11 protein-coding genes are annotated in these 12,436 nt (G+C 70.1%); 7 read left to right on the top strand and 4 right to left on the bottom strand.

Annotated elements, in window-relative coordinates:
• Position 1: 1 nt before the first annotated feature.
• Together glcE and AUL34_RS09590 are read right to left on the bottom strand one after the other, a co-directional pair.
• Positions 2 to 1,234 carry a glycolate oxidase subunit GlcE gene (gene glcE / locus AUL34_RS09595; protein ID WP_061933489.1) on the bottom strand — a complete coding sequence of 411 codons (1,233 nt, stop codon included), beginning with the start codon at positions 1,232 to 1,234 and terminating at the stop codon, positions 2 to 4.
• Positions 1,234 to 2,727 carry an FAD-linked oxidase C-terminal domain-containing protein gene (locus AUL34_RS09590; RefSeq protein WP_061933488.1) on the bottom strand — a complete coding sequence of 498 codons (1,494 nt, stop codon included), beginning with the start codon at positions 2,725 to 2,727 and terminating at the stop codon, positions 1,234 to 1,236. The genes glcE and AUL34_RS09590 overlap by 1 nt, the downstream gene beginning before the upstream one ends.
• A 118-nt stretch (positions 2,728 to 2,845) precedes the next feature.
• Between AUL34_RS09590 and AUL34_RS09585 the strand changes: the two genes are divergently transcribed.
• Complete coding sequence (locus AUL34_RS09585; protein ID WP_061933487.1) at positions 2,846 to 3,433, top strand: O-acetyl-ADP-ribose deacetylase; 588 nt, start codon at positions 2,846 to 2,848, stop codon at positions 3,431 to 3,433.
• Between the two features lie 90 nt (positions 3,434 to 3,523).
• On the opposite strand, the gene AUL34_RS09580 is transcribed toward AUL34_RS09585, so the two are convergent.
• Positions 3,524 to 4,321 carry an SDR family NAD(P)-dependent oxidoreductase gene (locus AUL34_RS09580; protein ID WP_061933486.1) on the bottom strand — a complete coding sequence of 266 codons (798 nt, stop codon included), beginning with the start codon at positions 4,319 to 4,321 and terminating at the stop codon, positions 3,524 to 3,526.
• Between the two features lie 160 nt (positions 4,322 to 4,481).
• On the opposite strand from AUL34_RS09580, the gene AUL34_RS09575 reads away from it, so the two are divergent.
• The 4 genes from AUL34_RS09575 (at position 4,482) to AUL34_RS09560 (ending at position 9,142) form a co-directional block, all read left to right on the top strand.
• Positions 4,482 to 5,228: a 16S rRNA (uracil(1498)-N(3))-methyltransferase gene (locus tag AUL34_RS09575; protein WP_061933485.1), complete on the top strand. Its 747-nt coding sequence runs from the start codon at positions 4,482 to 4,484 to the stop codon at positions 5,226 to 5,228.
• Positions 5,229 to 5,350: 122 nt separating this feature from the next.
• The gene (locus AUL34_RS09570; protein ID WP_061933484.1) at positions 5,351 to 6,724 is read left to right on the top strand and encodes a glutamate--cysteine ligase; all 1,374 of its coding nucleotides are present in this window, start codon (positions 5,351 to 5,353) and stop codon (positions 6,722 to 6,724) included.
• A 116-nt stretch (positions 6,725 to 6,840) separates the two neighbouring features.
• The gene (locus AUL34_RS09565; RefSeq protein WP_061933483.1) at positions 6,841 to 7,680 is read left to right on the top strand and encodes a hypothetical protein; all 840 of its coding nucleotides are present in this window, start codon (positions 6,841 to 6,843) and stop codon (positions 7,678 to 7,680) included.
• Between the two features lie 148 nt (positions 7,681 to 7,828).
• Complete coding sequence (locus AUL34_RS09560) at positions 7,829 to 9,142, top strand: hemolysin family protein (protein ID WP_061933482.1); 1,314 nt, start codon at positions 7,829 to 7,831, stop codon at positions 9,140 to 9,142.
• Positions 9,143 to 9,226: 84 nt separating this feature from the next.
• Here AUL34_RS09560 and AUL34_RS09555 read toward each other — a convergent pair whose 3' ends face one another.
• Positions 9,227 to 9,508 carry a DUF1127 domain-containing protein gene (locus tag AUL34_RS09555; protein WP_061933481.1) on the bottom strand — a complete coding sequence of 94 codons (282 nt, stop codon included), beginning with the start codon at positions 9,506 to 9,508 and terminating at the stop codon, positions 9,227 to 9,229.
• A gap of 189 nt (positions 9,509 to 9,697) precedes the next feature.
• Here AUL34_RS09555 and AUL34_RS09550 point away from each other — a divergent pair, with 189 nt between their 5' ends.
• Both AUL34_RS09550 and xseA read left to right on the top strand, forming a co-directional pair.
• Positions 9,698 to 10,651, top strand: coding sequence for a LysR substrate-binding domain-containing protein (locus AUL34_RS09550; RefSeq protein WP_061933480.1), 954 nt, complete (start codon positions 9,698 to 9,700; stop codon positions 10,649 to 10,651).
• Positions 10,652 to 10,671: 20 nt separating this feature from the next.
• A complete protein-coding gene (xseA, locus tag AUL34_RS09545; protein ID WP_061933479.1) occupies positions 10,672 to 12,264 on the top strand; it encodes an exodeoxyribonuclease VII large subunit in 1,593 nt (530 codons plus the stop codon).
• Positions 12,265 to 12,436 lie beyond the last annotated feature (172 nt).

Here is a 12,436-nt window from a genome sequence, read left to right as displayed (position 1 = left end):
ATCAGCCCATCCGTCCCGGATTGAGGATGCCCTTGGGGTCGAACTGGTCCTTGAGACGCCGCGACAGGGCCGCCAAGGGCGCCGGCTGCGGCTGGAAGACCGGCACCGCCGCGCGTTCGGCTAGGCTCGCGCGCACCAGAGTCGCGTGGCCGCCGCCGTGGCGGGCGAGCTCGGCGCGGACGGTCTCGGCTTCCGGCGCGCCTTCGAGGCGCAGCCAGACGAGGCCGCCCTGCCAGTCGTAGAAGACCTCGGCGGCGAGGCGCATGCGCAGCCCCATGACGAAGCCGGGCGCGCGCGTCGGGGTCATCGACACGCGCCAGACCGGGCGGGTCGTGCCGTCGGCGAAGGGGACGACGTCGCGCACGTCGCCCCAGAAGGCGGCGGACGCCTCGCCGCCCAGCCGCTCCAGCGGACCGACGCGCGCGAGCCCCGCACTCAAATGCGCCGCGCGGGCCTCGACGGAGGGGCCGAACCCGTCGAGCCGGATCGCGGTACACGCCTCGCGCCCGAGCGCGCCGTCGGCGATGCGGGCTGCGATGCCGTAGGGCAGGTGCGCGGCCCCCGAGGCCTCGGCCGACGAGCCCATGGCCGCCGCCATCGCGCCGGCCGCCGCCTCGTCGTCGAGGCCGCGCACCACCAGCGTCGTCTCGGTGGGGGGCTTGGGCATCACCTTGATCGTCACGTCGGTGAGGACCGCGAGCGTGCCGAAGGAGCCGGTCAGCCCCTTGGAGAGATCGTAGCCCGTCACGTTCTTGACGACACGCCCGCCGGCCTTGAAGGCCTCCCCCCGGCCGGATACGGCGGCAAGGCCCAGAATGTGGTCGCGCGCGGCGCCCTGCTTCAGACGGCGCGGGCCGGACAGGTTGCAGGCGATCACGCCGCCGAGCGTGCCGAGCCCGCGCGCCAGACCGTGCAGCGGGCCGTAGTCCATCGGTTCGAAGTCGAGCCGCTGGCCGTGGCGATCCACCAGCGCCTCGATCTCGGCGATCGGCGTGCCGGCGCGCGCGGAAAGCACCAGCTCCTCCGGCTCGTAGAAATGCACGCCCGAAAGCGCGCCAAGCGACAGGGTGCGCGCCGCTTGTGACGGGCGGCCGAGCCCCCCCTTGGAGCCCGCCCCCTCGATGCCGAGCGGCGCCTCTTCGGCGAGCGCCTGCGCGACGATGGCCAGCACCTCTTCGGGCGAGCGGGGCCGGAGCGTCTCGCCGGATGCGACAGTGGATGGGATGGCGGACATCAGAACCGGGGAAGCTCGGGAAAGGGCAGCTGCCCCTTGTGGACATGGAGCCGGCCGAGCTCGGCGCAGCGATGCAGCACCGGGAACATCTTGCCGGGGTTGAGGAGATGCTTGGCGTCGAAGGCGCACTTGACGCGCTGCTGGTGGCGAAGGTCGTCCTCGCCGAACATCACGGGCATCAGGTCGCGCTTCTCGATGCCGACGCCGTGCTCGCCGGTGAGAACGCCGCCGACGGCGACGCACAGGCGCAGGATGTCGGCGCCGAAGTCCTCGGCGCGCTGCAGCTCGTCGTCCTTCGCCGCGTCGTAGAGGATCAGCGGGTGGAGGTTGCCGTCGCCGGCGTGGAAAACGTTGGCCACATTGAGCCGGTGCTTCTGCGACAGCGCCCGCATGCCAGCGAGAACGCGCGGCAGTTCCTTGCGCGGGATCGTGCCGTCCATGCACAGATAGTCCGGCGAGATGCGCCCGACCGCAGGAAAGGCCGCCTTGCGCCCGGCCCAGAAGCTCATCCGCTCGGCATCGGACTGCGAGACGCGGGCGGTGGTGGCGCCGTTGGCGGTGGCGATCCCCTCGACCGCCTTCAGGAGATGGTCGACCTCGGCCGCCGGCCCGTCGAGTTCGACGATCAGGAGAGCCTCGACGTCGAGCGGGTAGCCCGCATGGACGAAGTCCTCCGCCGCGCGGATGGCGGGCGCGTCCATCATCTCCATGCCGCCGGGAATGATGCCCTCGGCGATGATCGCGGCGACGCACGCCCCCGCCTGTTCCGAGGTCGGGAAGCCGATCAGAACGGCGCGCGCCGTCTCGGGCTTCTGCAGGATGCGCACCGTCACCTCCGTGACGACGCCGAGCAGCCCCTCCGAGCCGGTCAGGAGGCCGAGAAGATCGTAGCCCTCGGAATCCAGATGCTTGCCGCCGAGGCGGATCACCTCGCCCTCGATCGTGACGAACTCGACGCCGAGGACGTTGTTCGCTGTCAGCCCGTATTTCAGGCAGTGGACGCCGCCGGAATTCTCCGCGACGTTGCCGCCGATCGAGCAGGCGATCTGCGAGGACGGATCGGGCGCATAGTAGAAGCCCTCGTGCTCCACCGCCTTGGTGATGCCGAGGTTGGTCACGCCCGGTTGCACCACGGCGCAGCGGTTGTCGAAGTCGATCTCGAGGATGCGGTTGAAGCGCGACAGAACGAGGAGCACCCCGTCGGCCAGCGGCAGCGAGCCGCCCGACAGCGACGTGCCAGCCCCGCGCGGCACGACGGGCACCTCGTTCGCGTGGCAGTAGCGGAGGATCGCCGCCACCTGCGGCACCGTCTCGGGCAGCACCACGACAAGCGGCATCTGGCGATAGGCGGTGAGCGCGTCGGTCTCGAAGACGCGCATCTCGACGCCCGAATCGACGACGCCCTCGCCCGGCACGATCGCCCGCATCGCCGCGACGATGGCGGCGCGGCGCGCGAGGATCCCCGGGTCCGGCTTCGGCATCGCGATGGTCATCGGCGCCTTCCCTTCTTATGTGTCTTCTCGTTCTTGGGCTCAGATTAGAGCAAACCTAAGCCGCACCGAAACCCGGCAATCGCGAAATGCGAACCGTCGGGCGGCCGAGGAGGACGAGATGACGCAGATCGAAAGAGGCGGCGCCACGATCGAGGTCGTGTGCGGCGACATCACGGAACTGGCGCTCGACGCGATCGTCAACGCGGCCAATTCGAGCCTTCTCGGCGGCGGCGGCGTCGACGGGGCGATCCACCGGGCGGCGGGGCCCGAGCTTCTGGAGGAATGCCGCACGATCGGCGGCTGCCCGGCGGGCGAAGCGCGCATCACGTTCGGCTACCGGCTGCCCGCACCCCGCGTGATCCACACGGTCGGCCCCGTCTGGCACGGGGGCGCGCGGGGCGAGGACGAGGTCCTCGGCCAAGCCTACCGCTCGTCCTTCGTCCTGGCTCGCGACAACGGGGTGCGGTCGATCGCCTTTCCCGCGATCTCGACCGGCGTCTACGGCTTTCCCAAATGCCGGGCGGCCCATATCGCCGCGCGCGAAGCGCTGGCGGCGGCGGACACCGGCGCGTTCCGCCGCATCGTCCTCTGCTGTTTCTCCGAAGGCGACAGGGCGACCTACCGCCGGGCGCTGGAAACCGCCGCGGCAGGAGGCGGAACGGATCACCCGGGCCGAACGCGCTGCCGGACGGCGCAGACCGGCTAGAGGATTTCCAGCGGAAGCCGATCCGGCTTTCGCGTGCGGACAATGCGACGAACAAAGGAACGAGAGCACGGCCGGTGAAACGGAGGTGCTCTAGTTCTGCACCGCCTGCACGGAGCCGCCGTCGACGCGCACGTTCGCGCCGTTGACGAAGGACGCGCGCTCGGAGACGAGAAGCGCGATCACCGCCGCGACCTCCTCGGCCTCGCCGCGCCGCCGCTGGACGATGCCGGGACGCTCTTCCTCGAGGAAGCTTTCGATCGCTTCGTCGAACGACACGCCCTTCTCCGCCGCGCGCTTTTTCATCATCTCGTCGGTCATCGGCGTCGCGATGAAGGCCGGCGCCACCGTGTTGACGAGAACGCCGTCGGCCGCCGCCTTGTAGGACAGGCCCTTCATGAAGGCGGCGAGCGCGGCCTTCGCGGTGTTGTATGTCGCCTCCTCCCAGTAGGGCTGCACGGCGTTCTCGGAGGTCACGCAGACGAAGCGTCCCCAGCCGCCCCGCTTCATGACCGGGATCGCCGCGCGGGCGATGCGCACGGCCGACAGGAAATCGGTCCGATAGGCTTCCTCGTAATCCTCGTCCGTCATCTCCAGCGGATCGCCTTTGGCCCCGGTGATGCCGGCCGTGTGGACCACGATGTCCACCGTGCCGAAATGCTCGACCGCTCGGGCCACGAGCGCATCGACATCCGCCTGCCGGGTCATGTCGGCCTTCACGGCGATGGCACGGTTCCCGAGTTCGGCCGCCTCGCGCTCCAGCGTCTCGGTTTTCACGTCGCTGAGAACCAGGCGGACGCCCTCCTCGGCGAGGATCCTGGCGGTGGCCCAGCCCATTCCGTCGCTGGCGCCGGTGATGATCGCGACGCGTCCGCCGATCTTGAGGTCCATGCGGGGGTCTCCGTGTTGGTTTTTCCCCGCAAGCCGAAACCGGGGCGGGTGGAAATCGGGGTGCCGGTCGCTACAACGACATGAGAACGAGCCGGCCCGTTCGGGTCACAGCCAACTATCGGCAGGCCGTTTGGCTCCGCACGCGCCGTCGAGGAACTGGATGCCCGACTACGATTTTTCTGCTCCGCGCCTCTTTCTCGACTCGGCCCTCGAGCCGGACCGCGCCGTGGAGGCCGACGGTCCCCAGGCGAACTACCTCCTCAACGTCCTGCGCCTCGGCGACGGAGCGAGCGTCCTCGCCTTCAACGGGCGGGACGGCGAATGGGCGGCGCGGCTGCGGCGCGAGGGCAAGAAGCGCCTGTTCCTGGTGCCGGAGGCCCGCCTGCGCGAGCAGACGCCCCCTTCCGACCTTCATTACTGCTTCGCGCCCTTGAAAGCCGCGCGGCTCGACTACACCGTCCAGAAGGCGGTGGAGATGGGGGCGGGCGTCCTCCAGCCGGTGCTGACGCAGCACGTCCAGGCGCCGCGCGTGAACCGCGAGCGCATGCGCGCCAACGCCGTCGAGGCGGCCGAGCAGTGCGGCATCCTGTCCGTGCCCGAATGCCGCGAGGCGCTGCGTTTCGACCGGTTCCTCGCCGAGCGCGAGCCCGAGCGCGTGCTGATCTTCTGCGACGAGCGCGCCGACGCGGCGAGCCCTCTCGACGTCCTCGCACCCCTGCGCGGCCGTCCGCTCGCCGTCCTGATCGGCCCGGAAGGCGGGTTTTCCGCGGACGAGCGCCGCAGTCTCCTCGCCTTGCCCGGGGTCGTGCGCATCTCGCTCGGGCCGCGCATCCTGCGGGCGGACACGGCGGCGGTGGCGGCGCTCGCGCTGATCCAGGCGAGCGCGGGCGACTGGACGACCGGCTGAGGCGTCCGCACCGTTCACGCAAAAGCCCTTGCTTGGCCGAGCGAAAGCGGACAGACACCCGTTCACTGCGCCCGCCTCCCGGGAGGGCCTGCAGCGATCCCGACTTACCGCCGGAGCTTTCGATGGCGCGCGATACCACCGACCTGACCCCCATCCGCTCCGCCGAGGAACTCACCGCCCATATCGCCGAGGGCGAGAAGCCGGCCGAGGCGTTCCGCATCGGCACGGAGCACGAGAAGTTCGGCTTCCACGCGGCGGATCTCTCGCCCGTACCCTACGAGGGGACACGCGGCATCCGCCGCATCCTCGAGGACATGGCCGCCCAGTCCGGCTGGGAGCCGATCCTCGACGAGGGCCGCATCATCGGGCTTGCCGGCGCCGGTGGTCAGGGCGCCATCTCGCTGGAGCCGGGCGGCCAGTTCGAGCTGTCAGGCGCGCCGCTGGAAACCCTGCATCAGACCTGCCGCGAGACCGGCCGTCACCTCGCCGACGTCCGTCAGATCGCCGACCCGCTCGGCATCCGCTTCCTCGGGATCGGGTCGAGCCCGGTCTGGTCGCTTGCCGAAACCCCGGTGATGCCGAAGTCGCGCTACGAGATCATGGCGCGCTACATGCCGAAGGTCGGCACGCGCGGCCTCGACATGATGTTCCGCACCGCCACGATCCAGGTGAACCTCGACTTCTCGTCGCAGGCCGACATGCGGCGCAAGATGCAGGTCGGCATGCGCCTCCAGGCCGTCGCCTCGGCGCTCTTCGCCAACTCGCCCTTCACGGAAGGGCGGCCGAACGGCCTCCTGTCCTGGCGCTCGGACGTCTGGTCCGACGTCGACAACCGGCGCTCCGGCCTTCTGCCCTTCGTGTTCGAGGAGGACTTCGGCTACCGCGACTACGTGGAATGGGCGCTCGACGTGCCGATGTATTTCGTGATGCGCGAGGGGCGTTACTTCGATGCCACCGACATCACCTTCCGCCAGTTCCTGGACGGGGCGCTGCGCGGCCGGATCGCATCGCCCGAGCCCAACATGGGCGACTGGGCCAACCACCTGTCGACGCTGTTCCCCGACGTCCGGCTGAAGCGCTTCATCGAGATGCGCGGCGCGGACGGCGGCCCCTGGCGCGGCATCTGCGCGCTGCCGGCCTACTGGACGGGCCTCCTCTACGACGCGGACGCGCTCGACGAGGTCGAGGCGCTGACCCGCGACATCGATTTCGCCGAGGCCTCGCGCCTGCGCGCCGCCGTTCCCAAGTCCGGCCTCGCCACGCCCTTCCGGGACGGCACGGTGCTGGACCTCGCTCGCCGGACGCTCGACATCTCCCGCCGGGGGCTCGAGGCACGCGCGCGCCTCAACGAGGACGGGCACGACGAGACGATCTTCCTGTCGCCGCTCGAGGACATCCTGGCGCGTGGGGAAACCGCGGCCGAGGAACTCTTGCGTCTGTATCGCAATGCCTGGGACGAACGGCTGGAGCCCCTGTTCGAGCACCTCGCCTACTGAACCGGAAAGGGCGCCCGGCGCGCTTTCTCGGCGGACGGCTTGGCAGCGCCGCGCCGTCGCGTCATGCTGCCCGCCGCGCCCGTGCGGCTGCCGCACGGAACACGGGGGGCCCCTGAATGACCGATTACTTCGACTGGCTCACCGCGACCGACGCGGGCGTCCTCGCCGACCGGCTGGCGAACCAGTTCCGGCTCAGCCAGGAGGAGATGCGGCGCACCACGGATGCGCTGGTGCCCGCCTTCATGCTGGGGTTCCAGCGCTCGATGCTGGACCCGGACGCCTGGGGCCGGCTGCTGCGCGGCTTCGCTCCGGCGCTTCCCTTCGGCCCGTCCGCGAGCCTTCCGCCGCACGAGGCGGGCGAGGCCTTCGTGCGCACCCTGTTCGGCCCGGAACTCGCCGGTGCGGTGGTGCGCCAGGCCTCGCTCCTCAGCGGCCAGGCACCCGACGTCATCGAGAAGATGATGCCGGCGCTCGGCCTCCTGTCGTTCCAGTCCATGCTCCAGACCATGGCGGCCTTCACCCGTCAGGCGCCCGGCGCCTATCCCAGCGATCCCGCCGGTCAGGCCATGGCCGAGGCGATGCGCCGGTCGGCCAACGCGCTCGAAGCCTTCAGCCGTCCGGCCGATGCGCCGCGCTCCTCCACGCAGGCGATGACCGACCTCTTTGCCGGTGCGCTTCGCGGCTGGCCCTGGATGAACGGCCCGGCGGCGACCGCCGTGGACCCGATGGCGCTGATGACGGCCTGGACGACCGGCTGGATGCGATCGGCGACGCCCGCCCCCGCGCCGCAACGCGCGCCGGAGCCGGCACCGGCCGGCCGCGACGCCCAGCCGCCCGCCCCCTTCGCCTTTGCCGGCATGCTGGCCAACGCCCAGTCGCTGCAGGCCGAGTACATGCGCGAGATGCTGAGCGTCTTCGAGCGGCACGGCGCGGGCCCCCGTTCCCCCAAGGCATAGGGACGCCGCGACACGCGGGACGCCCGTAAAGCTCAACGAAACCGGCCGCCCAAGTTTGCACGCGAACGCTATTGGAAGAGCGGGGGCTTGCCGCCTATAATCGCGGCTATCGTCAACAGAGGGACACGCGCTCCCTCACGGATACCGGATGCTAGTCGCAAACCTTCTGATCGTCGTCTTTCTGATTCTTCTCAACGGCTTTTTTGCGATGTCGGAACTGGCGGTGGTCTCATCCCGCCGCGCCCGTCTCCAACAAATGGCACAGAACGGAAAGAGAGGGGCGGAAGGGGCGATCAAGCTGATCGACGACCCGACGAGCTTCCTGTCCACCGTGCAGATCGGCATCACCCTCGTCGGCATCTTCGCCGGTGCCTACGGCGGCTCCGTGTTCGCCGAGCCTCTGGCCCAGTTCCTGGCGCCCCTGCCGGTGATCGGCGCCTATGCGCAAGGGTTCGCCTTCGGTCTCGTCGTCGTCCTCATCACCTACTTCTCGCTGATCCTCGGCGAGTTGGTCCCGAAGCGTTTCGCGCTCGCCAACCCGGAGGCGATCGCCTGCTTCGTGTCCTCGCCGATGCGGGCGCTCGCCAAGATCGGCGCGCCCATCGTCTGGTTCCTGCGCGTGTCCACAGAGACGGTGGGCAAGCTCGTCGGCGCCAACGAGAAGGGCGAGAACGCCGTGACCGAGGAAGAGGTCAAGGCGATGATCGCGGAAGGCACCGAATCGGGCGTCTTCGAGGAGAAGGAGCGCGAGATGATCGAGGGGGTGCTGCGCATCGCCGATCGCAACGTGCGCTCCATCATGGTGCCGCGCCCCGACGTCGCCTGGATCTCGCTCGCCGATACGCCGGACGCGATCCTCGACGAGATCCATTCCTCGGGCCACTCGCGCTTCCCCGTGGCCTCCGAGGACGTCGACGATCTCGTGGGCGTCGTCCAGGCCAAGGAACTTCTCGAGCAGTACCGCAAGACTGGCTCGATCGACGTCAGGGAAGCGGTGCGCGAGCCGCTCTACGTCAACGAGACCATGCCGGTGCTCAAGCTTCTCGACCGGTTCCGCGCGGTCAACATCCACATGGCGATCGTGCTCGACGAGTACGGATCGTTCGAGGGCGTTGTGACGCCGACCGATATCCTGGCCGCCATCGCCGGCTCGCTGCCGGAAGGGGCGGAAGACGACTATTCGGCCGTGCGCCGCGACGACGGCTCCTACCTCATCGACGCCGGCATGCCGATCGACGACGTGGAGCGAACGCTCGGCACCGCCCAGCTGCCGCGCGAGCGCGACTACGAGACGCTCGCCGGCTTCATCCTCGACCAGTTCGGCCATATCCCCGAGGTCGGCGAAGCGATCCAGTACGGCGGCTGGCGCTTCGAGGTCGTCGACCTCGATGGGCGTCGCGTCGATAAGATCCTCGCCGTGCAGACGGGCGAACTCGTGGGGGCCGTGCGCGAGGACGCCTGATCCCCGCCGCGCTCGCCGGAACGAACGAAAAGGGCCGCCGCGATCCGTCGCGGCGGCCCTTTTGCCGGGGAAAGTATCGCGTCGTCAGTCGCGCCAGGGCTGGACACGCCCGCGCCGTCGCGCGGCGGCCAGCGCCAGCTTGAAGGTCGGATCCTCGCGCCAGTCGGCATGCAGCGCCTCGTGCACGTCGTCGCGCTTCAGCCCGATATCCTTGAGAAGGTAGTCGGGAAGCTCGGACACGCGATAGGCGGCGCGGCGATTGAGGAGGGTGCGGACGATCGCGCGAAGGGCGGGAAAGACCAGGCCGTGGGTGGGGCTGAGCATTTCCGTCGCGCGGAAACCGGGCGTCTTCGTAGCGAGCGTCATGGCGGGATCTCCTTTCGAGGGCCATACGGTGGTGTGTCGGACAAGGCGGGGCCGTTCCGGCGGACGGGGTGTCCGGCGGTTTCAATCGGTCTTCGCGGTGTTGACGAGACAGGAGATAGTCCCGCTTGACGGATCAGGCCAACGAATGTTCCTTATGAGCCGCATCATCAAACGTGATGGATCGCCGCCATGGCTTCGCCCCTCGATCTCGACCAGCTTCGCACCTTCGTCGCCATCGTCGACACCGGCAGCTTCACCCGCGCGGCGGAGGAGGTCTTCAAGACCCAGTCGGCCGTCTCCATGCAGGTGCGGCGTCTGGAGGAGCGGCTGGGGGCCGATCTCTTCGAGCGCAACGGACGGACGGTGAAGCTCACCGACGACGGCGCGCGTCTGCTCACCTATGCGCGGCGGATGCTCTCGCTCAGCCAGGAAACGCTGTCGGCCTTCGACGAGGACACGATCGAGGGCCACGTGCGGATCGGCCTGCCCGACGACTATGCCGAACGCTTCCTGCCGGAGATCATGGCCCGCTTCGTGCGCTCCAACCCGCGGGTCGAGCTGCAGATCGCCTGCGAGACGACGTCGAGCCTCATCGAGCATGTCGAGAAGAACCATCTCGACGTCGCTCTCGTCTGCCCGACAAAGACCCATGCCTGGTCCGAAATCGTGCGCACCGAACCCCTGCACTTCGTCACGTCGGCCTCCCATTCCGTCCACCAGGAACCGGTCCTGCCGCTCGCGATCGGCCGGCAGGACTGCGCCTGGCGCCAGCAGGGCATCGAGGCGCTGCGGCGCGTCGGGCGCGAGCACCGCATCCTCTTCACCTCGTGGTCGGCGCAGATCGTCACCTCAGCGGTCCTGGCCGGGCTTGCGGTCAGCGTCCTGCCCGAATGCGCCCTGAGGCCGGGCATGCGCGTCCTCTCCGAAGGCGAGGGGTTCCCGCGCCTTCCCGATGCGCAGATCGCCCTCATGCGCGGGCGCAACGCCCAGTCCTCGGCCGTCACCGCCCTCGTCCAGCACATCCGCGAAAGCCTGCAGAACCTGCCGAGCGCTCCGGTTGCCGCGATCAGCGCACGGATCCCCGAAACGCGCATGATCCGCTCGCAGCGGCTGCGGCCGGGCGTCGGGCTCGCCGGATGGTGAAGCGCGCACGGGCCGCCGTCATGCCTGCCGAGCCGGCGGCGGATCTCGAACCCCAGAGCAACGTCGCCGAATATTCGGTGTCGGAGATCTCCGGCGCGCTCAAGCGCACCGTGGAAGACACGTTCGGCCACGTGCGCGTGCGCGGCGAGATCTCGGGCTATCGCGGGCCGCATTCCTCGGGCCACGCCTATTTCGCGTTGAAGGACGAGCGCTCGCGGCTTGAAGCCGTGGTCTGGCGCACGACCTTCTCCAAGCTCGCCTTCAAGCCGGAAGAAGGGCTGGAGGTCGTCGTCACCGGCAAGCTGACGACCTTCCCCGGCTCCTCGAAGTACCAGATCGTGGTGGAGGCGATGCAGCCGGCGGGTGCCGGCGCGCTGATGGCGCTTCTCAACGAGCGCAAACTCAAGCTGGAAGCGGAAGGCCTGTTCGCCGCGGAGCGAAAGCGCCCGCTCCCGTTCATGCCCCGCGTCGTCGGCGTCGTCACCTCGCCGACGGGCGCGGTGATCCGCGACATCCGCCATCGCATCGCCGACCGCTTTCCGCTGCATGTCCTCGTCTGGCCGGTGCGCGTGCAGGGCGAAACCTGCGGAGAGGAGGTGGCCGCGGCGATCGACGGCTTCAACGCGATCGAGCCCGGCGGCCCCCTGCCCCGGCCGGACGTCCTCATCGTCGCGCGCGGCGGCGGAAGCCTCGAGGACCTCTGGGGTTTCAACGACGAGGGCGTGGTGCGCGCGGCCGCCCGGTCCGCCATCCCGCTGATCTCGGCCGTCGGCCACGAGACGGACTGGACGCTGATCGACCACGCCGCCGACCGGCGCGCCCCGACGCCGACGGGCGCGGCGGAGATGGCGGTGCCCGTTCGCGCCGACCTCGTGGCGGCGCTGGCGGCGCTCGATGCGCGCGCCTCGGCCGCCGTCTCGCGCACGCTGCAGGCCGAGCGGCGGGCCGTCGCGAACCTCGCGCGCGCCCTCCCCTCGCCCGACATCCTCCTCTCGCTGCCGCGCCGCCGGCTGGACGAGGCGGAGACGGCTCTCGGGCGGGCCCTGCGCTTCTACGCCGGCGAACGACGGCGCATGCTCGGCGAGACCGGCGCGCTCCTGTCGCCCGCCCGTCTCGAGTCGGCGATCCGCGACCGGCGCGCCGATCTGCGCCATGCCGAGGGCGCCATCGTGCACGCGCTGTCCACCGCGCTCGCCCGCCACCGCCACCGGCTCGAGCGCCTCGACGCGTCGCTGCGCCCCCACATCGTCTCCGCGCGCTCCGATCAGGCCCGCCTGCGCCTCGCCCAGGCGGGCGAGCGCATGGACCGCGCCTTCCGGGACCTCACCACGCGCCGCCGGACGGCGCTCTCGGGCGCCTGGCGCGTGGCCGCCAGTCTCGATCCGCGCCAGGTCCTGGAACGCGGCTACGCGATCGTGCGCGGGGCGGGCGACGTCCCGATCACGCGGGCGGAGGACCTGAAGCCCGGCACCGCCTTCGAGCTGGAATTCGCGCGCGGCCACCGGCGTGCCGCCATCGCCACGGCGGGCGAAGACGAGGCGCCCCGCGCGGCCAAACCGTCGCGGCGCAAGGCGTCTCCGCTCCAGGCGGACGTGCAGGGCGATCTGTTCTAGGGACGTCGCTCGGCGACGAGCGCCGATCCCGATTCTGGCAGACGGGGTGCCCGTCTCCCGCATCGCCTGCACGGATGGCAGGCAACCCGAGTTGCGCGCAAGGTTTCATCAACAATTCTTGCTGACGCGAATTGCCCTTGCGTCACTCGCCATCCACGCGTGCGATTATATC

Source organism: Aureimonas sp. AU22 (genome assembly GCF_001463745.1).
Lineage (GTDB): Bacteria > Pseudomonadota > Alphaproteobacteria > Rhizobiales > Rhizobiaceae > Aureimonas.
Note: the sequence above shows the minus strand (reverse complement) of the source record. Positions and strands in the feature narration are given on the sequence as shown.

Excerpts from the sequence above, each read along its gene's own strand:
- AUL34_RS09565 (WP_061933483.1), top strand. The coding sequence starts at position 6,841 with ATGACCGATTACTTCGACTGGCTCACCGCGACCGACGCGGGCGTCCTC.
- glcE (WP_061933489.1), bottom strand. The coding sequence starts at position 1,234 with ATGTCCGCCATCCCATCCACTGTCGCATCCGGCGAGACGCTCCGGCCC.
- AUL34_RS09575 (WP_061933485.1), top strand. The coding sequence starts at position 4,482 with ATGCCCGACTACGATTTTTCTGCTCCGCGCCTCTTTCTCGACTCGGCC.
- xseA (WP_061933479.1), top strand. The coding sequence starts at position 10,672 with ATGCCTGCCGAGCCGGCGGCGGATCTCGAACCCCAGAGCAACGTCGCC.
- AUL34_RS09570 (WP_061933484.1), top strand. The coding sequence starts at position 5,351 with ATGGCGCGCGATACCACCGACCTGACCCCCATCCGCTCCGCCGAGGAA.
- AUL34_RS09560 (WP_061933482.1), top strand. The coding sequence starts at position 7,829 with ATGCTAGTCGCAAACCTTCTGATCGTCGTCTTTCTGATTCTTCTCAAC.
- AUL34_RS09590 (WP_061933488.1), bottom strand. The coding sequence starts at position 2,727 with ATGACCATCGCGATGCCGAAGCCGGACCCGGGGATCCTCGCGCGCCGC.
- AUL34_RS09580 (WP_061933486.1), bottom strand. The coding sequence starts at position 4,321 with ATGGACCTCAAGATCGGCGGACGCGTCGCGATCATCACCGGCGCCAGC.
- AUL34_RS09550 (WP_061933480.1), top strand. The coding sequence starts at position 9,698 with ATGGCTTCGCCCCTCGATCTCGACCAGCTTCGCACCTTCGTCGCCATC.
- AUL34_RS09555 (WP_061933481.1), bottom strand. The coding sequence starts at position 9,508 with ATGACGCTCGCTACGAAGACGCCCGGTTTCCGCGCGACGGAAATGCTC.
- AUL34_RS09585 (WP_061933487.1), top strand. The coding sequence starts at position 2,846 with ATGACGCAGATCGAAAGAGGCGGCGCCACGATCGAGGTCGTGTGCGGC.